Here is a 19,046-nt window from a genome sequence, read left to right as displayed (position 1 = left end):
CCTTCGCCTGGACCAAGACCGCCGACGAGATCCTCGACAAAGTCGCCGCCTACTGCCACCGAATCTCTGACTCAGGTCACTAGCGCCGCGTCGACTTCGATGAGACTGCTCAAACTTCGCCGAGGCGTGACCGACGGAAGCCGTTGGCCAGTGGCGCCGGTGCCGCGAAGCGGCCTGTTGGATGAGTCTTAGCTTGATCTTTAACTACCGGGTAGTTGTGGTGCCGAGCAATGACGCCGGTCTGGTGCCTGGGTGGTCCCGCGGACGACGATGCATGCCATGACGATTGATAGCTCGTGGTTGCGGATCGAGAACTGGTTGTGTGAGTACGCACCGGCCGCGTACGCCTCATTGCCCCCTGCCACGGGCTCTGACGCGGTACGCGCGGCAGAACGCCAGTGCGGGCTCGTGTTTCCCGAGGACCTGGTGGCATCCCTGCGCCGCCATGACGGCTCAGGGGAGTGCCTGCTGCCCGGCAACTACCGCCTGTCCGGCGCAGCCGAGATCGCGAAAGACTACGTGTGGTGGATCGGGTCACAGCAGCGGGACGTTCCCGATGAACTGCGCTATTGGCGTTCATCCTGGTTGCCTCTGGCCAGAGATGGCGCCGGGGGTTCCCTCTTCCTCGAGATGGCACCGGGTGACCAGCACGGTCGCATCGGTGCGCATGCCCACGGTGACGGCGGACGGTTCGACGACCGGCCCCAATACACCTCGCTGCAAGCCCTGCTCAGCTGGGCCGCGCAGGCCCTGTCCGACGGCTCTGCCATGGATGTCCTGGACTACGTGCTCACCACGGACGAACAGGGGCTTCCGTACTGGGAGGACGCGGACGCAGAACAGGACAGCGTGTCAGTGGTCTGGGACATGGCAGCCCTGGAGAACTGCTACGGAGGGCTCTGATCCCTCGCGAGCCGTGATCACGGGCAGCATCTCGAATGGGTCTCGAACTTCGGGTGGGTTCTGGCATTTCACCGGCCATGCGGCGGCCATCACGCGACCGAGTGCCGTGTCGCGTAAGGCATCTGATCAGCACGAAGGCCGTTGCCATGAGTCTGCCCTTGCCCGGGCCCCGGCAGGAAGCAATCGCGGAAGCGTCCTCCCGCGGTTACGAGGCGGGCAAGAAGATCAACGGGCGCAAGCGGCACTGGCGGTCGACACCCGCGGCCTGCCGCTGCTGGTCATGGTCACCCCCGCCTCCCTCAGCGACCGCGACGCGGCCAAGGAAGTCCTCTTCCGGCTCCGCCTGATGCACCCTGAGATCACGATCGTCTGGGCCGACCTACGCCGGAAAGCTCGTGACCTGGGCAAAGAAGCACCTCAACCTCACCGTCAAGACCGTCAGCCGCTCCAAGGACACCTCCGGCTTCGTCGTGCTGCCCCGCCGCTGGGTCGTCGAACGGTCGCTCGCGTGGATCATGCACGCCCGTCGGCATGCACGAGACTCAGAACGGCTCGTCCAGCACTCCGAAACCCTGGTCACGTGGGCCGCTATCGCGCTCACCAGGCGGCTCACCCGCAAACCGGCCCGTCGGGCCCAAGTACCGGCAACCCGGTTGGACCAGCTCGCCAGGCCGCCTGAACTGCAACGGCCCCTGGCCCGCCGCCGGCCGCCAGGCGCCGCGTCGCGGCGATGCTTGCCGATCAGGGCTCACGGGCGGGCGTTGTCCGAGAAGATCTCGATCTTCACGCCTCCTGCGCGCCGGTACTGATCTGTTGGGTGAGCTTGAGCATTTCTTCGACGTGGTAGATCTCGGTGATCTTGCCGTCGACAACGCGCATGATGTCCTGGCCGTTGATATCGACCGGGTTGCCGCTGGCGGCGAACCCGAAGGCGTCTCCCGCGTGGGTCGCGGTCATCCGCCAGTGGAGGACCACCCAGCCGCCAGGAAGCTCCTCCTGGAACAGGATCCGGTGCTGCCTGTCGGTGAATCCGTCGCGGGTCGCGGCGATCAGCGCTCGCATGCCGTCGATGCCCGAGGCAACGTCGGCAGCGGAATTGTGATCGATCAGATCCGGGGCGAACACCTCATCCGCCCCGGCGACGTCCCCGGTGTCGTAGAGCTCCAGCTCACGCGCGGCGACCCGCAACGCGGTGGTCGTGGCCGAGCGCACCATCTCGCTTGCGGTGTTGGCCGTAGTGATCGCAGGCATGACGTCCTCCAAGGCGTGTCGTACGGGCTGACCATGAATCGTGTAGGTCAGGGCCCATTAGTGCACAGGCTGCACCGGTTACATCAACTGCACTAACGGCATACATTCGAACAATGACTGCTGACCGTCTTCCAGAGTGCGGCGTCGCCCGGTTCATTACCCTGCTCGACGGACCGTGGGCCACCCTCATCGTGCGCGAACTCCTGCGCGGACCCCACCGCTTCACAGAGTTGCGCGACGGCCTGCCCGGCATCAGCCCGCACACCCTGACCAGCCGGCTGCGCCAGTTTGAGAGGCACGGCATCGTCATCCGCACCGCTTACCCGGAGATCCCCCCACGGGTCGAGTACCGGCTCACCCCTCTCGGCGAAGGACTGCGGGATGTCCTCGATGCCATGGCCGCCTGGGCCCTGGCAGTCCCCGACGGCGAGCCCGCAGTCACCGCGTGACCGTCTCGGTCCGCTGACAAGCGCACCCCAGCTCCGCTACAGAGACCTACTTCTCACCTCGTGGCAGCTTCGGGAGGGCAGGGCCCCCTCACGCCCGCTTCGTGCGGATCCGCCCGAAGTGACGATCCCCTGACCTGCGAGAACGAGGCCAGGGGACGAGAAACAGCCTTGTTCTTTATGGTCCGAGCCGCCTTGAGAGTGCGTGACGCGACCCGATCAGATGCTGAGTAGGGTTGTGGCCATGGCCAAGGGGATGGGGCGGCTGCCCAAGGTGGACCTGGACAGTGGCGTCGAGGACGTGACGCTGTCCATCCTGGAGTGGCTTGGCGAGCAAGGGGCCGGTGCCATGATCCGGGTCGACGCGGAGCGCATGCGTGACGGTCAGCCGGCGTGGACATTTGCCGCTTCTGGTGGGCCGCTGGACGGTGGGATGAGGGCCGACGGCGCCTCGGTCGCCGAGTGCATGGGCAGGGCACTGCTTCGATTGCGCGAGGCCGGACTGGCTGTTCCGTTCTGAAGTCGTGTTCCGCCTCTGGCCTGGTCGCGTTCGGTGATGGTCTCGGGTCGTCTGGCGGTTTTGCCCACGTCGTAGCGGGTGGCGGGGTGTCGGTTCTTCGTGCCGGGTGGTCTGGCGGGATTGGGCCGGTTGGGTTTCGGCGCACGGGCCGGGCAGGGCAGGTTCGGGTGGAGGTTTCTGAACCCCCGGCGGACCCGGGCGGGGGAGCCGGTCGGGTTCGGCCGGTTTCTCGCATGGGCGGTGGAGATCCGGGGCCAGCGGCCGGGTGAGGCGGAGTTGGGTGTGGGCGGCGACGACCAGCCAGGTCCACCGGTCTGCTGCCTCGGGCGTGTGGAGCCTCGGGCGGCTGCCATTGGCGTCTGCTTGATCATGCGGAAGGTGTGTTCCAGGTCGAATCTGCGCAGGAACGGCTGCCAGCGCAGGTCGACGTTGTCGCCGTGTCGCGGTCGCCGAAGTGCCACCCGCCCATCTCGATCAGGTCCATGACCACTCGGCGGACCTGGGCGGCGGTGACTTCGGCGACGTCGTCGGCCGGGCCGAGGCGCACGGCGTCCAGAAGCTGGCACCAGGAGGTCCGGCCCGATTCGAGGGCGGCGACGAAGGAGTACGGCCAGCCGAGCACGAGCTGGTCCGAGGACCGGCCGCTGCGGCCGTAGACGTGGCAGAACCGGCGGTCCGCGCTGGTCGGCGCGTCTGGCCGGAGCCAGTGGCTGACGTCGACAGCGAGTACCAGGCGCCTGTCGGCGGCTTGCGGCATGGGCAGGCTGGCCAGCACCTGCCGCAGCCGGGGCACGTCGACGTTCCCGCGGTGCAGCGCGTCGTACATGGCGCCGACCACGCCGGTGCTCGGCCACCAGCGTCAGGTCCACCGGCGCGGTCACCGGCCCGTCCGCGCACAGCAGCGCGTCGGTCAGCTCGAACAGTTCGTCCCCGCGCGCGGTCAGGCAGTCGAATCGGTGGTCCCGGAAGCGTGACGCTTTCGCAAACGCTTCCCCGGGATCGGCGTCAGGCAGCAGAGTCACCTTCACGGCCTTCGTTTCGATCGGTGCACCTTGGTCGGAGCACATGATCAGACGAAGGCCGCCTCGGCGTCCGGCACATGACCAAGCGGGCGAAGCAGTTCGAGACGCCGTTCGAGGCGTGAGGAACCGGCTCAGTCAGGCAGCGCGACGGTAAGGTCCACCTCGACCAGCTGCCCTGCGAAGCCCAGCTGTGCGACACCCAAAAGCGTGCTGGCGGATGAGAACGCCGGTCCGAGGGCGGAGGCGGTGAGCCGACGCCATGCGAGGCCCAAGACCTCTCTGTCGTCGCTCCGGACGTAGATCACCGAACGCACCACATGCTGCGGCTGGGCATTCACCGCCTTGAGGGCAGCGAGCGCGTTCACGACGACCTGATCGACTTGCACCTCGACGGAGCCCGAGCCGACGAGCGAACCGTTCCGATCGAGCGGGCACTGCCCCGCCAGGTAAGCCGTCCGGCCGACTTCCACCACGGTGATGTGGTGGTAGCCGGGTGTCTCATGCAACTGCTCGGGGTTGATGTGGGTGATCTTCGCTGTCATGCCAGCGAGTCTGGTCAGCAGGCCGCAAACGCGCATCGCAATTTGTCCATCGCGCTACCGCCCGTATCGACGCGAGGTTGAAGAACAAGCCTGGAGAGGCCGGTGAACCGAGCCTTGGACGGAGTTCAGTTCAGAGTCTGGGTGGTGTACAGGGAGCCGGTCCGGTGGTGCCTATGAGGTGGGCCCGAACTCCCGCTCGTGTTCGTAGCGGTCTGCGGTCCGCTCAGTGCGTCGGGAGTGGGTGCTCGCGCGCCTGCCGAGGATCATGGCGACCAACCCCAATGGGATGGCCACGATGGCTCCCACCATCCCGTTGCCGGTGCCGGGACCACCGCTGGAGGTGGCCAGATGCAGCGCCGCGAGGGCCGTGCAGACCAGGCCCACCGCCATGGCTGCCATGGCGCCGGTGCGTGCGTTGCCGGTGCTGATGCGGCCGGTGGCGCGGGCCAGAGCCAGCCATCCGATGGCCACCCCGATCAGGCCTACACCCAAGGCCAGGTTGGCCCCCGTCCGCCCGTCGCCGATGGCTCCGCCCTCGGCGGCCACCGTCAGGACATCTGTTGCGCTCATGCCACTCTCCTCCTTCGTGCGCCGGGAATTCCGCGGTGTCGCTGGGCCTTGAGCGTGCCTGGCGACCGCACGGTTGGTCGTCCGGCGGGCGCAGTCTTTTCGGACTGCCGTCGACATGGCAGTTGACTGCTGCGCATGCAGCAGGCGGCGGGCGAGTACCGCGGGTGCGGTAGCCGGGCGCTCGTCCGTGGGCGAGACTCGCCCGAAGCGTCGTCCGGCTAGGGTGCGCGCATGGACACAAGGCGTTTTCGTGTCCCGGCCGGTGCCATGGACTGGGCGATCGCCGTCAGCGTGGCGGCGCTGCTGCTGGGAACGGGGTTTTCCGGGCAGCACCCGGCCGGGGAGCGTGAGCTGGTCGGCGCCGTGCTGCTGGCGGCGGGCGCTCTGGCGCTGATCGCGCGTCGTAGGGCTCCGATTGCCGTGCTGGCTGTCACCGGCCTGTGCGCGGTGGGGTATGAGGCGGCGGGTTTTGAGGTGCTCGCTGTCTCGTATCTGGTTGCGGTGTACGGCGCCGTGCGGGCCGGGCACCGTGCCCTGACGGTGGCGGCATCCGTGTCCCTGCTCGTCGTCCTCCTACTCACGGCGCTGATCTTCCGTGATGGGCCGGCGCGTGAGGCGTTCACGCAGGCCCGGAATGTACTGGAAATCGCCTGGCTGATCGCCGCCTTTGCCGCCGGTGAGGCGCTGCGGCAGGCCGAGCGGCGGGCGGACGAAGCCGAGCGCACCCGGGAGGAGACCGCTCGGCGCCGCGCCGACGAGGAACGGCTGCACATCGCGCGGGAGCTGCACGATTCCCTCACCCACCAGATTTCGATCATCAAGTTGCAGTCCGAAGTCGCCGTCCACGTAGCCCGCAGGCGCGGCGAACAGGTGCCCGAGACGCTGCTGGCGATCCAGACGGCCGGACGGGAGGCAAGCCGGGAGCTGCGCGCCACTCTGGAGGCCCTACGTGACGACGACACGACGCCGCCGCAGAGCCTTGAACACGTACCGGAACTGGTGGAGCGCGCCCGTTCGATGGGCCTGGACGCGACGCTGACGATCGAAGGGCAACGGCACACCGTACCGGCCGCGGTGGGCCGGACCGCCTACCGCATTGTCCAGGAGGCGCTGACCAACACCGCCCGGCACGCCTGTGCCACTACGGCGACGGTCCAGGTCGAATACCGGCCCGACGCACTATCCATCCGAGTGGACGACGACGGCAAGGCCACCCCCGATGACGCCCCGGCCCCCGGCCTCGGGCTGCTCGGCATGCGCGAACGCGTCACCGCCCTTGGGGGCCGGCTGCGCGCCCAGCCGCGCACCGAGCACGGTTTCACCGTCCAGGCCCACCTCCCAGTGGAACGAGCATCATGATCCGTGTCCTGCTGGTCGACGACCAGCCGCTCATCCGCAGCGGCTTCCGTGCGCTGCTCGACCTCGAGGACGACATCGAGGTGGTGGCCGAAGCCGCCGATGGCGAAGAGGGGTTGGTGCTCATCAAGGAGCATCTGCCCGACGTCGCACTCATCGACATCCAGATGCCGGTCATGGACGGCATCGAGGCGACCCGGCGCCTCGCCGCAGACTCGGCCCTGGCCGGCGTGCACGTCGTCATGCTGACCAACTACGGCATGGACGAATACGTCTTCGACGCGCTGCGCGCCGGCGCCGCCGGGTTCCTGGTCAAAGACATCGTGCCGGAGGACTTACTGCACGCCATACGGGTAGCCGCCCGCGGCGACGCTCTGCTCGCGCCGTCCATCACCCGCAAACTGATCCACCGGTACGTCACCCAGCCGCTCCCCACCACCGGCGCCGCGCTGGAGGAGCTGACCAGCCGCGAACGCGAAGCGGTCGCCCTGGCCGCACAAGGCATGTCCAACGACCAGATCGCCGATCAGATGGTGATCAGCCCGATGACCGCGAAGACCCACATCAACCGGGCCATGACCAAACTGCACGCCCGCGACCGGGCCCAACTCGTGGTCCTCGCCTATGAATCCGGCCTGGTCACCCCGCGCAACCGCTGACAGCGGTTGCCGACTTCACGACGGCGGAGACAGGTCAGGCGACCGGCCTGTTCAAGCAGTGGCAGGACAAGGTCTTCACCCTTGGCGGGGCCTTCACCATGGACGGCTCCCCCTCACAGCTGGCCGGCAAGAAGGTCCTCGTCGCCGTCACCGCCGGCGCGCACCGCCTTCGGCCTCTCCGACCGGACCTGACCACCGCCGCCAAGCAGTACAACGAACTACTCGCCTCCTTCGCCGCCTGACCGCACCCTCACCACAGCGACCACTCTCATCGATCACGACGCAGTGGTGGCGGATCCCACCATTCTTCGCCCGATCGGCGCCAAGCGACCGGAGACTTGGCCGCGTAAGCAGGCGGATTCCTACAAACCGGCATGAGGCTGAGGTTCAACACCTGTGACCTCGTCGCTCGGGCTCGGGCACCAGCACGGACGGTAGTTCAACCTCAGAGCTGGCGGGCGGGGGAACTCGTCCACAGCCTCAATCAGCGCGTCAGAGGATCCGCTGCCCGCGCCCTTGCAGAAGCCGGATCGGTGCGCGGTACCCGGCGCGCAGGGATGCCCCAGCGCACCCTGCCACCGCGCACCGACGTGCCGAGGTCGGATTCCGCGGCGAAAGCCGTCGGCTGCCGCCCCGTCGGCCCCCAAGCGGGCGGAGTGCCCGATCAGGCCCGGGTTGTCGACGTCAGGCGGGTTGACCACCTGCTCCGCGGAAACCCCTTGCAACTCCTCGCTTGACGGGGACTTCGAGCTTCTTGTCGGTGCGGGTGTGCGGAATGGCCGGGACCAGGAGGATCTCGTCGGCTGCTGTCCCTGATCGAGCTGCGGTTCGCCCGCCCCGACCTGGACGGCGACGAGGCTGCCGCGAACCTGGCCGAGATGGTTGCGCATGCTGGGCGTCCTGCCGGACGACGCCCACGGGGTCGCCCGACGGTCACTGCCCGACCTCAGCTGACGAGGAGAGGCAACCCCACGGCTTCGTGTCGCTACGCACCGTCATGTTGGGGCGAGGCGTCGAGGTTCTTGCCGCCTGTGGCCTTCAGCTCCCCTGGGCTGGATACGCCCAGCGGTTCAGGGTGGCGATTGCGTCGGCGCGGTCGGCTGCGGACAGATCATCGAAGGTGACGTGGTGGCTGGCGTTCGGGGCCCAAAGGGTGCGGGAGTCGCGCCCACCGGGGTGGAACGGTTCGGCGACGGCAGGGTCCTGGGCGCCGTTGAGGAAGAGCATGCGGTCGCCGTGCCGACGGACCCAGCGGTCGATGTCGGGCATGACCGTGGCGTCGAAACGCAAGGGGACGTCGCGCGGGACGAAACTGCGCGGCTGCATGGCATCCGGGTACCGCCGCAGGTCGGCCAAGTGGTGGGTGGGGGCGTCCCAGTATCCGAGTTCGGTGCCGAGTTGGTAGAAGTACGGGATGTGTGGCCGGGCGACGGTGTCGGCGTAGGCGGGCAGCAGGGCCGTGTCGTTCAGCCAGGCATACAGCGCGCCGGTGGGGGCGCCGGGGGCGGGGATGGTGGAGGGGTCCGTCGCGCCGCCGTTCTGCCAGAACATGAACGGAGCACGCAGGACAGCGATTTCGAGGGCCTTGTCGGCGCTGCCGACGATGCGGAAGGTGTCGCCGGTGGAGGCCGCCCATGTCTCGTAGCGTGCGACCAGCTCCGCGCGGCGCACCAGGGCCTCGCGCTGTGCCCGCTCCAGGGCGGCGCGGGTCTCGGCGGTGCCGACGCGGGCCAGGAAGCGCAGGTAGGCGGAGTCCTCGCGGTCGTCGACATTGTTGGGGGCGGAGGAGGCCACGGTGCCGTCCACGTCGCGCGGGTGGAAACGGCGGTGGTAGACGCTTGCCATGCCGCCCTTGCTCCCGCCGGTGGAGATCCACGCACCCGGGTACATCGTGCGGAAGAGGCGGACGACGCGATGGTGGTCCTCGGCGGCCTGCCGAATGGTCAAGTGGGCGTAGTCGGCCGTCGGCGGGCGTGAGGCGCCGAAGTAGCGATGCTCGACCTGGAGTTGGTTGCCGCCCAGGACGATGGTGGGTTCGGTACGGCGGGCCGTGAGCACCGCCTCGTACCCCGTGGTGAACAGGACGGTCGGACGGTCGGTGGCGGTGTGGAGCAGGGTGAGGCGCTGCTCGAAGGTGCCGGCCGCGCGGTCGGTGTGGTCGACCGGCTGGCGCAGGCCGAGGACGAAGAAGCGGTACCCCGGCTCGGCGCCTGGCCGTTCCTCGACCACACGCAGCCCGGGCAGCGCCCGCAGGGCGCCCAGGAGTCTGTCGTCCCCCCGGCGGCCCCTCCCCGCGGCGTGCGCCGGCGCCGTGCCCGCCAGGCCCGCCGCCCCCGTAGCCGTCGACAGGAGCAGACGTCGTCTCGTCCAGGTGCCCATGGTGGTCAACCTTCCCGTTCCGGTGGCCGGTCTCTCCATGTGCCGCCGACCGCGGGTCCAGTACAGCCGACGGGCACCCTCGAAAGATCCCGCACGCGGGGGAACAGCTCCCCCGCGCGGGGGAGGTCGTCGAGCTGTGCCCCTTGGCGCCGCAGAGTTTCGAAGGGGAATTGTTCACACCGTTGACGTGGCTGCTGAACACCCCGCTCGCGCTCTCGGACACCACGGCCACGCTCGTGGACGCGGCGGGTGAAACCGGCCCACGACAACGCCGACCACGCGGCCCTGGCGTACATGGCGGGCGCGACGGCCACGGACCGTCCCGGTCTCGAACCAGCGGAACATCGCGGCCATGTCCGCGATCAGGGGCATGAAGCGGCCGGCGACGGCTCCTGCGGCGTGGGCGACGGCGGACGGGACGGCCCACACCTTGATCTTCTTTCCGGCCCGGCTGCCCATCACGTCGGCCACCTCCCGCATGCTGACCGGACGGTCCCAACCGATGTTGATCCGCTCACCGGCCTCGGCATCGGCGTCGACCGCGGCTGCCAGGTACGCCGCGAGATCGGAGGTGTGGACGAAGGTCAGCGGGATGGTGGCCTTGCCGATCCACACCATGCGGCCCTTGTCGACCGGGTCGCCCGCCATGCTCGCGACCTGGTCGAGGAACGCCCCCGGGCGCAGGGCGACGAACGGGACGCCGAGCTGTTCGAGCTTGTCCTCGGCGAGCTTCTTGTGCCAGAAGTGCGGGACATCGGGCGTCTGGTCGCTGGTGAGGATGCTGGTCAGGACGAACCGCCGGATGCCGGTGCGGTGTAGCCGGCGGCGGTGGTGATGACGGCATCGGCGCCGTTCATGGCGGCCACGAGCGAGTCGACGTTGAGCATGTCGCCGCGGGCGATCTCCACACCCCGGCTTTCGAGCCGGCCGGCGTCGCTGGCCGACCTCACCAGGGCGTGGACGTTCTTGCCGCGCCTCAGGAGTTCGTCGACGACCTTGCTCCCCAGGGAGCCGGTCGCCCCGACGACGAGGACCGGGAGGATGGTTGAGTCGGTGGCAGGCATGGGAGTCTCACTTTCCATCAGGCTGGTGGGCGGTGGCTGCAGACATAGGCGCCTGCGTGCCGGGGGCCGAAGGCAGCCGTGAGGGGGTGGGTGATATGGCCAATTGAAGGTGGTCGCGCCGCATGCAGGACGCTGTGCACTCCAGTCCGCGTGCCCCTTTTCACGTGTGGTGTGGCGTACGCGGGCATGGGGGTGCACACCGGGGAGTCATGCGGACTCTTCTTGCGGCAGTGCGCGGCTGCTGATCGCCTCGGTGATGGCGTAGGCGGTCTCCACGAAGGACTCCGCCTGCTGCTCCGACAGATTCCGGGCGGAGGTCTCCTCCAGGGCCTGCCACAGGGCCGCGATGGGCTCGCGCATCGCCCGGCCCTTGTCGGTGAGGTGGACCACGATGACGCGCCGGTCATGTGCGGCCGGCTCGCGGATGACCAGGCCGGCGTCCTGCATGCGGCGTAGCGCCTTGGAGATGGTGGAGTGGTCCACGCCGAGGCATTCGAGCAGCTCGGACTGGGACTGGCCGTCCCGGTCAAGAAGGTGCATCAGCAGCAGTTCCTGTCCGGGATGCAGGTCCATCTCGCGCAGCAGGGTGGCGGCGTAGGCGCGGTGGGCGCGGGCGAGTTGGAAGATCGCGTAGCTCATCGGTCCTGCGCCGGCCGTCGTGGGGATGCGGGGTCCGGGGGTGGGCATGGTTCGGTTCCTCAGACGGTGTGGGTGGGGTAGTCGGTGTAGCCGGCCGCTCCGCCGCCGTAGAAGGTCGCCGGGTCGGGGGTGTTCAGCGGCGCGCCGGTGCGGAGCCGCTCGACCAGGTCGGGGTTGGCGAGCGCGAGGGTGCCGACGGAGACGAGGTCGGCCGTGCCGTTGTCGATGTCCTTGGCGCGGGCGGCAGGTCGGTGCCGCCCCGGTTGAGGATCGGCGTGGTCGGCCACAGCGCGCGCAGGGTGCCCAGCAGCTCCTCGTTGCCCGCGTGGAGGACGTGGAGGTAGGCCAGGTCCAGGGGGCGCAGAGCGTTGAGGAGCGCCGGATACAGCTTGGCGGTGTCGGACTCGGCGATGTCGTTGTAGGGGTTTGCGGGGGAGATACGGATGCCGGTGCGCTCGGCGCCGATCTCGTCGGCCACCGCGGCGGCGACCTCGATGGCGAAGCGGATGCGGCCCTCGATCGAGCCGCCGTAGCCATCGGTGCGCTGGTTGGTGTCGTCGGACAGGAACTGGTGCACCAGGTAGCCGTTGGCGCCGTGGATCTCCACGCCGTCGGCGCCTGCCGCGACGGCGGCCGCTGCGGCGCGGCGGAAGTCCTCGACGGTCGCCGCGACCTCCTGCGTCGACAGAGCACGGAGGTCGGCATCTCCTGGGGCCCGGACGCGGTGAACATCGCGCCCTGCGGCCGGATCGCCGAAGGGGCGACCGGCCGGCGGCCGTGGGGGGGGGTGTTGTGGGGGTGGGCGATGCGTCCGGTGTGCATCAGCTGGATGACGGTCCGGCCGTCGGCCGCGTGCACGGCGTCGGTGACCTTGCGCCACCCGGCGATCTGCTCGTCGTTGTGGATGCCGGGGGTCAGGAGGTAGCCCTGGCCGTCGGCGGAGGGCTGGGTTCCCTCGGTGATGACGAGCGCGTGCGAGGCCCGCTGGGCGTAGTACTCGGCGTTCAGTTCGGTCGGGACGCCTTCCGGTGTGGAGCGGTCACGGATCATGGGGGCCATGACCAGGCGGTGCGGCAGAGATATGCCGCCAAGAGTGGTCGGCGTCCACAGGGAATCCAGCATGAGGGGGGCCTTCGACAGGGCGATGACCGGCCGGTCACCGTAAAGGCAGCGGATGGTCGTGGGGAGGCGGTGGGCGGGTGTGCTCAGTCGACGGTCAGGACAAGCTTGCCCCGCACGTGCCCGGCGTCGCTGACCTGCTGGGCCGTGGCCGCCTGGTCGAGCGGGTAGGCGGTGACGGTGGTGACGAGCTTGCCGGCCGCGGCGTCCTGGGCCAGAGCGGCCAAGCGGGCGGTCGAGCGTTCCTGGGACCCCTGGGAGAAGGTGATGCCCAGCTGCCGTGCACCGAAGTCGGCGATGGTGACGATGCGGTCGGTGCCGCCCCGCAGGGTGATGGAGTCCTCCAGGGCTCCCTTCCCGGCCAGGTCGAACACCGCGTCCACGCCGTCGGGGGCCAGCGCCTGCACCCGCTCGACCAGACCGTCGCCGTAAACGGTCGCGGTGGCGCCGAGCGAGGTGAGGTAGTCCTGGTTGGAGGGGCCTGCGGTGGCAATCACGCGTGCTCCGCGGGCCGTGGCGAGCTGGACCGCCAGGGTGCCCACCGCTCCGGACGCGCCGTGCATCAGCACGGTCTCCCCGGCGGCCACCCTCAGCAGGTTCAGGACCCGCTCGGCCGTCTCGCTGGCCACCGGCAGCGCGACCGCGTGCTGCCAGTCGAGGCGGGCGGGCTTGGGGGCCACGGTGGTGGCCAGAGCGTACTGGGCGTACGAGCCGGTGTCCGACCAGCCCAACACCTCATCACCGACCTGCACGTCGCTCACGCCCTCACCCAGGGCGTCCACCACGCCTGCGAGCTCGCCACCGGGGACGGCGGGGAAGGTCGTCGGGCGGACGGCCTCCATCATCCCGGAGCGGATCTTGCCGTCCAGCGCGTTCAGCCCGGCGGCCTTCACGCGGACCCGGACCTGTCCGGGGCCGGGCTGCGGGATCTCCATGTCCGCCTCGTGCAGCACGTCCGGGCCGCCAAACTGGTCGAAAACGATTGCTTTCATGATGACTCCATTCCCTTCGGCCACCAAAAGCGTGGCTGGCCACATAATCAAGGTAACTGCAATCATGTGGCTAGCCAAGTAATGTCGGACGTGGGGGCAAAGGTAGCCACCTCGCCTCGCTTCGGGGTGTGTCGATCACTTGTGTGGCCGACCACGTGAACGAACGCGGCGACCGCCAGGGTGTGAGCAAGGGTCGGCACCCCTCGGTGTCGCGGTCTACCGCATGGCCAGACCCCCGAACTGCGGGACTTCATCCAGCGTCACCTGGACCTACGCTGGAGCCCCGAGCAGATCTGCCAGGCTCTGCGGGCCCGGTTCCCCGACCGGCTGGAGATGCACCTGGCCCACGAGACGATCTACCAGGCCCTCTACGTCCAGGGCCGCGGCGAACTGCGCCGGGAACTCGCCAGGGCCTTGCGCACTGGTCGCGCCCGCCGTAAAGCCCCGCCGGCAGGCCCAGCAGCGCGCCCCGCGGTTCTCCACCCCGATGGTCATGATCAGCGAGTGTCCCGCCGAGGCCGAAGACCGGGCCGTGCCCGGCCACTGTGAGGGACCTGATCAACGGCCGACCACGCAAAACGCTCGGCTGGGAAACACCAGCCGAGCGCTTGCATAAACTGCTCGCGGCCTGATCAACACAACCACGTGTTGCAACGACCCCTCGAAACCCCCAGGGGTTCCGGGGACCTGTCAGTAGTCGCGGTCGCGCTCGTGCCGAGGTTGGCCACGGTGGCGAAGAGGCCCCTCCGGACCGGCGCTGACCGGTCCGCCCCGGCGGATGCGCAGCCTCTGGACACCTCGAGGACGCCACAGGGCCGCCCGATGTACGCACAGCCCGGATCGTCGCAGGACGCCCGGGCAGGTCATCGTGCACACGGCCGCGGATCCGCCTGCACTGCTCTCGACCATCGCTGCTCACACCTGCACGTAAAAAGTGGTCACCGTCCAGTACACGGTTCTTGGCGTAGAAGCCGGCGAGCAATCCGCCTTGGCTGCGCTGCTCCGCTTCAGGCACCCACGCCCACCCTCGCGATCCCTGGGGCAGGGCGGTCCCTCCATGGAAGCGAAGGGGTACTCGTCGCATTCCATGCCAGGGGGAGACGGTCCAACGACGGCCCTCCCGCAGACACTGGCGCGATTGCGTTGAATCCGGGCCTTATTGGTCGTCCGGGTGAGGGCTTTGAGCAGGTCGCGGGGCACTCCGACGCCGCCGACGCCGCTGGATGAGCGGATGTTAGCTTGAGTTTTAACCTCTGGGGTTCGAACGCGTGGCGGCGATGCCTCCGTTGCTCCTGGGCGCGCAGTCATTGCACGTTGCTTGCGCTGGTGCACAGGAGTTTTGGAACACAGGCCGGTAGGAGAGCCATCCAGCCGATGTGCGGAAACCTTCCTGGCGGGGCAGGCCAGCCCATGGGATGTCAGCTTCCTGGGCTGCCGCCAGCACCGGTACCGCACCCGGTACGACTGCACGAAGGGCGGCTCCGTCCGACGGCGCGTACGAGCGGCAGGCTGAAGAGCACGGGCGTCGACTCGTCAAAGCCATGCTCAAGCTGAGCCTTGACCCTGACCCATGGGTCAAGGCTTAGCGTCCGGCCATGAACGCGACTCATCGTCTTGTACGCCTGGCCCGCCGCCCCGCTGGATTGCCCACTCCAGACGACTTCACCCTGGAACAGGCCCCCATCCCTCGTCCTGGGGTCGGCCAGGTACTCGTCCGCAATGCCCATTTCCTCGTCTTCCCGGGGTTGCGCACCCTCATCGGAGGTGAGACCCGCGATGTGCCCCTGCCGCCGCTGCACCCCGGAGACACCCTGTTCGGCCCCGCTATCGGAGAGGTGGTCGACGGGCCGCTGGAGAAGGGTCAGCTAGTGCTGCACCTTCAGGGCTGGCGGGACTACGCGACGCCCGCCACCGCCGAGTGCAGGCAGCTGGACGGCACCCTGCCCGACCCGGTGGCTCACCTCGCCCAGGGCTCTGCGGCGTACGGCGCTCTGACTCGGCTGGCCGAGGTCCAAGAGGGCGACACCGTGTTCGTGACCGGCGCTGCCGGCGCTGTGGGCACCATGGCGGGCCAGATAGCCCGGCTGCTGGGTGCCGCCCAGGTGGTCGGCAGCACCGGCTCACCGGACAAGGCGCAGCGACTGGAGCGGGAACTCGGCTACGACGCTACCGTGCTGCGCGGAGCGGCCTCGGTCGACAGGCAACTCGCCGAGGTGGCGCCGGACGGCATCGACGTCGTCCTGGACACCGTGGGCGGCGAACAGCTGACCGCCGCCGTCCACACAGCGAACCGGGGCGCCCGGTTGACTCTGGTGGGAGCGTTGGACGGTCAGCTGTCCCCAGACCGAGCGGGCGGGAGCGCGCCGACTGTGCTCGACACCTACCGATTGCTGACCAGGGGCATCACCATCGCCGGCTACAGCGGCGTGGACCACCCGGATGTCGAGGCGGAGTGGGAGGCTCGCTTCGGGGATTGGCTGCGGGCGGGCGACATCCACTTCCCGTACACGCCGGTCCGCGGAATGGAGCGCGCCCCCGGGGCGTTGCCCCAACTGATCGCCGGCCGCTCCTTCGGAGCGGCAATCGTGGAGCTGTAGGACAGGGCGGAGCGGGTATGCGAATCGGCGAAGCAGCGGCGGCAGCCGGAACCACACCACGCGCTCTGCGCCTGTACGAGGCCCGCGGCCTGCTTCGACCCCCGCCACGCACCTCGTCCGGTCAACGTGAGTACGGCTCCGCCGAGCTGGACCGCGTCCGCGTCATTCGCAACCTTTTGGCTCTGGGCCTCACCCTGGAGGACATCCGCCTCCGCGCCCACCGCCTGGATCTCCTCGTCCAGGACCAACCGTCCTCATCCTGTGGCAGCCGCCCCGGCGAGTTCAGTGACGTCGTGGCCGATCGCCTGGCAACCCTGGACGCGGAGATCGCACGCCTCACACACCTACGGCAGGGCCTCGCCGCAGCCGCAGGCAGGCCCGCAATGTGACCCGGGCTCGCCCTTCAGCGACAGCGGGCCCGCACCTGAGCCTGAGTGCTGATCTCCGACCTGTCGGGCTGGCGCTCGTGGTCTCAGCCTGCCGCTCATGCACGACGTCGGATGCGGCCGTCCTTCGAGGGCAATGCCGCCATGTGAACCCCGGAGGTTAAAACTCAAGGTTAGCTTGTTCTTTATCTACGGGCTCAGGTTGATGTCGTGAGAGCCAGGATGCCGGTGTGGTCGTTAATGGTTTGCTGCGTTGGTCGGCGATCGGAAGACTTCCGCCCATGCCTTCGACTGCACGTGACCTGATGGTTGAACACTTCCGGTGGATCGGTGGTCACGCGGATGTGTGGGCGATCTTTCGGGATGCCAAGGCACTGGCCGCGGTGGTCGCCGCTCTCGTTGAACCGTTCCGGGATGAGCAGATCACGGCAGTCTGTGGGATCGAGTCGCGGGGATTCCTTCTGGGCGGTGCCGCGGCCGTCGAGCTCGGCGTCGGTTTCGTTCCCATCCGCAAGGGCGAGGGCCTCTTCCCAGGCGACAAAGTTGTGCGTCAGTCGTCTGCCGACTACCGACGCCTTCGTCACACGCTGCGACTCCAGCGATCGTCGCTGGGGCCGGGAGACCGTGTGGTGCTGGTTGATGACTGGATTGAGACCGGTAGCCAGGCTGCGGCCGCCCAGAGCATGGTCCAGGAGTGCGGGTCCACCTGGGTGGGATGCAGTGTCATCGTCGATCAGCTCACCGGTGCGCCGAAGAACGCCCTCGGCACTATTCGAGGGCTGTTGACTGCGCAAGAACTCCCACCGTACCGATAAAGAACAAGCTGAGCTCAGCTTGATCTACCAAGATCTTCCGGGTTTGCCGATGGCCTTGAGGGTCGCGGGGCGTTTGACGGTCTTGCCGACGTCGTAGCGGGGTGCCCGGTGTTTGTTCTTGGCGCCGGGTGACCGTCCAGGGCCAGCGCCTGGGGGTTTGGGAACACGGGCCGGGCAGGCGAGGTGAGCGCGGATATTCCTGAACCCGCGGCGGACTCGGGTCGGGGTGAGCCGGTCGGAGGTGGTGGGTTTCTCCCAGGGCTGGCGGAGATCGCCGGCCAGCGGCCAGGCGAGCCGGAGCTGGGTGTGAGCGACGATCAGGAGCCAGGTCCAGCGGTCCGCCGCTTCGCGAAGCGGAAGGTGTGCTCCAGATCGAAGCGGCGGAGAAATGCCTGCCAGAAGCGGTCCACGTCGTCCGGGGTGGCGCCGGTCTTGGAGGACCACAACCACACCGGCGGGGCATCCCGGTCCTTCGACAGATGCTCGACCTTCAATCATCTCGCCGTCGCGAACTGGATGACGTCGACCATCAACCGCGACGAGGAGAGCGAGCCCCCGGAGTTTCCGGAGGCGGTGCCCCGGCCGGGCGGCGAAGGGTCGACAGACTCCCTGCCGTCCACGGAAGCGAGCCGCCGGAAGACCCCTGCCCGCCCCACTCGGGCGGAACTCACTCACTTCTTCGGCTGATGCCTATCTTCCGACCATAAAGGCCACCGTGGCGCCAATAAATGCCAAGATCGCTATCGTCATGAAGTAGGGAATGTATCGAGGGCTCAATTTTGAAACAAGGCGTGCGGCTGCGTAATTCTCGGGGTCGTAGATGATCTCCAGTTCTCCACCGAGGCCTACCGGCGGGAACTCGTACGGCTCATCCTTGAATGCGTATGAGGTGCCGTCGGGTCGTAAGTACTGTAACTGCAGCCGGTACAGCCCCTTTTCGTTCTGGGCAATGTTGATGCATCTTGCCGTCGTTCTCACGCCTCGTTTGTGCAGGGCCCGGTGGAGGCGAATTCCTCGGATGTCGAAAGAGAAAAGGCCGATGCACATTGCAGTGATGATTGCATAGCCGGAGATGCTCATCGATGGCTCCCTCTCGGAGTAAGCGCGGGCACCAGCTCAAGTTACAGGTTTTATTGCCGTGAAGGCTATTGGTGGGGAGGCTTTTCTGTATGGGGAGGCGGGCGGTGGGAACGAGGAGCCACTCGTCCCAGGTGACCACACCGGCGAGGTCGTGGCGCTCAGCCAGGACCCGGCCGCCGGCGAGCAGGGCTACGGGGGCGCTCAGGGCGACGACAGCGTGATCGACGATGAACCGCTTCTCCCACGACGGCTCCGCGCCGGTGAGCAGAACGACGTCGTACGCCGCGGCCACCTGCTCCAGGCGGTAGCCGCGATAGGTCTCATCGCCGGGTGAAACCACGAGCACGAGGGGACGAGTGGACAAGAAGAGGTTCTCCGTATCGGTGGACGGCAGGACGAGAGAAGCGAAAGGGGTATCTCAGGCGGCACGGCGGCGGCGCAGCTCAAACACGCCGGCCCAGCGGGGGTGGTCGTCGATCAGACGGCGGGCGTAGAGGGCGGTGTAGTTGTTGTTCAGGCCGACGACTCCGTAGGGGAGTTGGCGGCGTAGGTCTTCGAAGAGGTCCTTGAGACTGACCCGGGTGGCATCGGCGGCAAGGCGGCGGGCGACCATGCGTTCTAGATGTGTTGTCCGAAGAGGTTGGTGATGCGGCTGGCTGGGGTGTGGCAGCTGATTCCGGTGTGGGGTCGGTGGTAGTTGTACCAG

Annotated in this window: 20 protein-coding genes and 8 pseudogenes; 13 read left to right on the top strand and 15 right to left on the bottom strand. The window is 68.3% G+C overall.

The features are described from left to right. Positions 1 to 279 precede the first annotated feature (279 nt). Together EEJ42_RS43945 and EEJ42_RS43940 are read left to right on the top strand one after the other, a co-directional pair. Complete coding sequence (locus EEJ42_RS43945) at positions 280 to 903, top strand: SMI1/KNR4 family protein (RefSeq protein WP_184503558.1); 624 nt, start codon at positions 280 to 282, stop codon at positions 901 to 903. Between the two features lie 194 nt (positions 904 to 1,097). Next, positions 1,098 to 1,527: pseudogene (locus tag EEJ42_RS43940) on the top strand (transposase); the annotation flags it as partial. Positions 1,528 to 1,686: 159 nt separating this feature from the next. Here EEJ42_RS43940 and EEJ42_RS43935 read toward each other — a convergent pair. Then, positions 1,687 to 2,154, bottom strand: a complete 468-nt coding sequence (locus tag EEJ42_RS43935; RefSeq protein ID WP_123107724.1) for an ester cyclase — start codon at positions 2,152 to 2,154, stop codon at positions 1,687 to 1,689. Positions 2,155 to 2,267: 113 nt separating this feature from the next. Between EEJ42_RS43935 and EEJ42_RS43930 the strand changes: the two genes are divergently transcribed. After that, entirely contained in the window at positions 2,268 to 2,603 is a 336-nt protein-coding gene (locus tag EEJ42_RS43930; protein ID WP_123107723.1) for a winged helix-turn-helix transcriptional regulator, read from the top strand. Between the two features lie 241 nt (positions 2,604 to 2,844). After that, complete coding sequence (locus EEJ42_RS53550) at positions 2,845 to 3,120, top strand: hypothetical protein (RefSeq protein ID WP_246097780.1); 276 nt, start codon at positions 2,845 to 2,847, stop codon at positions 3,118 to 3,120. Positions 3,121 to 3,131: 11 nt separating this feature from the next. On the opposite strand, the pseudogene EEJ42_RS51520 reads toward EEJ42_RS53550, so the two are convergent. The 3 genes and pseudogenes from EEJ42_RS51520 to EEJ42_RS43910 form a co-directional block, all read right to left on the bottom strand. Next, positions 3,132 to 4,187 (bottom strand): annotated as a pseudogene (locus tag EEJ42_RS51520) (transposase); the annotation flags it as partial. An 86-nt stretch (positions 4,188 to 4,273) separates the two neighbouring features. After that, positions 4,274 to 4,684: a RidA family protein gene (locus EEJ42_RS43915; protein WP_123107726.1), complete on the bottom strand. Its 411-nt coding sequence runs from the start codon at positions 4,682 to 4,684 to the stop codon at positions 4,274 to 4,276. A 171-nt stretch (positions 4,685 to 4,855) separates the two neighbouring features. Beyond that, complete coding sequence (locus EEJ42_RS43910; RefSeq protein WP_123107722.1) at positions 4,856 to 5,254, bottom strand: DUF6223 family protein; 399 nt, start codon at positions 5,252 to 5,254, stop codon at positions 4,856 to 4,858. A 231-nt stretch (positions 5,255 to 5,485) separates the two neighbouring features. Between EEJ42_RS43910 and EEJ42_RS43905 the strand changes: the two genes are divergently transcribed. The 3 genes from EEJ42_RS43905 to EEJ42_RS43895 are packed head-to-tail and all read left to right on the top strand — an operon-like array spanning position 5,486 to position 7,511. Next, positions 5,486 to 6,613: a sensor histidine kinase gene (locus tag EEJ42_RS43905; RefSeq protein WP_123107721.1), complete on the top strand. Its 1,128-nt coding sequence runs from the start codon at positions 5,486 to 5,488 to the stop codon at positions 6,611 to 6,613. Next, positions 6,610 to 7,269: a response regulator gene (locus EEJ42_RS43900; RefSeq protein WP_123107720.1), complete on the top strand. Its 660-nt coding sequence runs from the start codon at positions 6,610 to 6,612 to the stop codon at positions 7,267 to 7,269. The genes EEJ42_RS43905 and EEJ42_RS43900 overlap by 4 nt, the downstream gene beginning before the upstream one ends. After that, positions 7,239 to 7,511 (top strand): NAD(P)H-dependent oxidoreductase, encoded by a 273-nt coding sequence (locus EEJ42_RS43895; protein WP_342778414.1) that lies wholly within the window; start codon positions 7,239 to 7,241, stop codon positions 7,509 to 7,511. Before EEJ42_RS43900 ends, EEJ42_RS43895 begins: the two co-directional genes overlap by 31 nt. A gap of 393 nt (positions 7,512 to 7,904) precedes the next feature. On the opposite strand, the pseudogene EEJ42_RS54810 reads toward EEJ42_RS43895, so the two are convergent. Further along, positions 7,905 to 8,100 (bottom strand): annotated as a pseudogene (locus EEJ42_RS54810) (hypothetical protein); the annotation flags it as partial. On the opposite strand from EEJ42_RS54810, the pseudogene EEJ42_RS53545 reads away from it, so the two are divergent. After that, positions 8,073 to 8,223, top strand: a pseudogene (locus EEJ42_RS53545) (TetR/AcrR family transcriptional regulator); the annotation flags it as partial. The pseudogenes EEJ42_RS54810 and EEJ42_RS53545 overlap by 28 nt on opposite strands. An 84-nt stretch (positions 8,224 to 8,307) precedes the next feature. Here the strand turns inward: EEJ42_RS53545 and EEJ42_RS43885 are convergent. The 6 genes and pseudogenes from EEJ42_RS43885 to EEJ42_RS43860 all read right to left on the bottom strand — a co-directional run bounded on the left by EEJ42_RS43885 (position 8,308) and on the right by EEJ42_RS43860 (position 13,462). Further along, the gene (locus EEJ42_RS43885; protein ID WP_123107719.1) at positions 8,308 to 9,648 is read right to left on the bottom strand and encodes a S28 family serine protease; all 1,341 of its coding nucleotides are present in this window, start codon (positions 9,646 to 9,648) and stop codon (positions 8,308 to 8,310) included. A gap of 174 nt (positions 9,649 to 9,822) precedes the next feature. Continuing rightward, entirely contained in the window at positions 9,823 to 10,428 is a 606-nt protein-coding gene (locus tag EEJ42_RS53540; RefSeq protein ID WP_281291645.1) for an NmrA family NAD(P)-binding protein, read from the bottom strand. 5 nt (positions 10,429 to 10,433) lie between these two features. Then, entirely contained in the window at positions 10,434 to 10,712 is a 279-nt protein-coding gene (locus EEJ42_RS54050) for an NAD(P)H-binding protein (RefSeq protein WP_221179493.1), read from the bottom strand. Between the two features lie 207 nt (positions 10,713 to 10,919). Continuing rightward, positions 10,920 to 11,399 (bottom strand): MarR family winged helix-turn-helix transcriptional regulator, encoded by a 480-nt coding sequence (locus EEJ42_RS43870; protein WP_123107718.1) that lies wholly within the window; start codon positions 11,397 to 11,399, stop codon positions 10,920 to 10,922. A gap of 11 nt (positions 11,400 to 11,410) precedes the next feature. Further along, positions 11,411 to 12,473, bottom strand: a pseudogene (locus EEJ42_RS43865) (alkene reductase). A gap of 83 nt (positions 12,474 to 12,556) precedes the next feature. Further along, positions 12,557 to 13,462, bottom strand: a complete 906-nt coding sequence (locus EEJ42_RS43860; RefSeq protein WP_123107717.1) for an NADP-dependent oxidoreductase — start codon at positions 13,460 to 13,462, stop codon at positions 12,557 to 12,559. A 225-nt stretch (positions 13,463 to 13,687) separates the two neighbouring features. Between EEJ42_RS43860 and EEJ42_RS53530 the strand changes: the two are divergent. Beyond that, positions 13,688 to 14,015: pseudogene (locus EEJ42_RS53530) on the top strand (transposase); the annotation flags it as partial. Positions 14,016 to 14,377: 362 nt separating this feature from the next. Here EEJ42_RS53530 and EEJ42_RS54805 read toward each other — a convergent pair. Further along, positions 14,378 to 14,770: a NucA/NucB deoxyribonuclease domain-containing protein gene (locus tag EEJ42_RS54805; RefSeq protein WP_425473064.1), complete on the bottom strand. Its 393-nt coding sequence runs from the start codon at positions 14,768 to 14,770 to the stop codon at positions 14,378 to 14,380. 287 nt (positions 14,771 to 15,057) lie between these two features. On the opposite strand from EEJ42_RS54805, the gene EEJ42_RS43850 reads away from it, so the two are divergent. The 3 genes from EEJ42_RS43850 (at position 15,058) to EEJ42_RS43840 (ending at position 17,260) form a co-directional block, all read left to right on the top strand. Then, entirely contained in the window at positions 15,058 to 16,059 is a 1,002-nt protein-coding gene (locus EEJ42_RS43850; RefSeq protein ID WP_123107716.1) for an MDR family NADP-dependent oxidoreductase, read from the top strand. A gap of 17 nt (positions 16,060 to 16,076) precedes the next feature. Next, complete coding sequence (locus EEJ42_RS43845) at positions 16,077 to 16,448, top strand: MerR family transcriptional regulator (RefSeq protein ID WP_123107715.1); 372 nt, start codon at positions 16,077 to 16,079, stop codon at positions 16,446 to 16,448. 278 nt (positions 16,449 to 16,726) lie between these two features. After that, entirely contained in the window at positions 16,727 to 17,260 is a 534-nt protein-coding gene (locus tag EEJ42_RS43840; RefSeq protein ID WP_123107714.1) for a phosphoribosyltransferase family protein, read from the top strand. A gap of 24 nt (positions 17,261 to 17,284) precedes the next feature. On the opposite strand, the pseudogene EEJ42_RS43835 reads toward EEJ42_RS43840, so the two are convergent. Beyond that, positions 17,285 to 17,754: pseudogene (locus tag EEJ42_RS43835) on the bottom strand (NF041680 family putative transposase); the annotation flags it as partial. Positions 17,755 to 17,950: 196 nt separating this feature from the next. Beyond that, on the bottom strand, positions 17,951 to 18,340 hold the full coding sequence (locus EEJ42_RS51515; RefSeq protein ID WP_184503557.1) for a DUF3592 domain-containing protein: 390 nt from the start codon (positions 18,338 to 18,340) through the stop codon (positions 17,951 to 17,953). Between the two features lie 151 nt (positions 18,341 to 18,491). On the opposite strand from EEJ42_RS51515, the gene EEJ42_RS54800 reads away from it, so the two are divergent. After that, positions 18,492 to 18,674 carry a hypothetical protein gene (locus tag EEJ42_RS54800; protein ID WP_184503556.1) on the top strand — a complete coding sequence of 61 codons (183 nt, stop codon included), beginning with the start codon at positions 18,492 to 18,494 and terminating at the stop codon, positions 18,672 to 18,674. A gap of 84 nt (positions 18,675 to 18,758) precedes the next feature. Here the strand turns inward: EEJ42_RS54800 and EEJ42_RS43825 are convergent. Continuing rightward, positions 18,759 to 18,965: pseudogene (locus EEJ42_RS43825) on the bottom strand (hypothetical protein); the annotation flags it as partial. Between the last annotated feature and the right edge of the window lie 81 nt (positions 18,966 to 19,046).

Origin of the sequence: Streptomyces botrytidirepellens, assembly GCF_003721215.1 — a bacterium.
Taxonomy (GTDB): Bacteria; Actinomycetota; Actinomycetes; order Streptomycetales; family Streptomycetaceae; genus Streptomyces; species Streptomyces himastatinicus.
The sequence above is the reverse complement of the archived record's forward strand: the minus strand, read 5'-3'. Positions and strand labels throughout refer to the sequence as shown.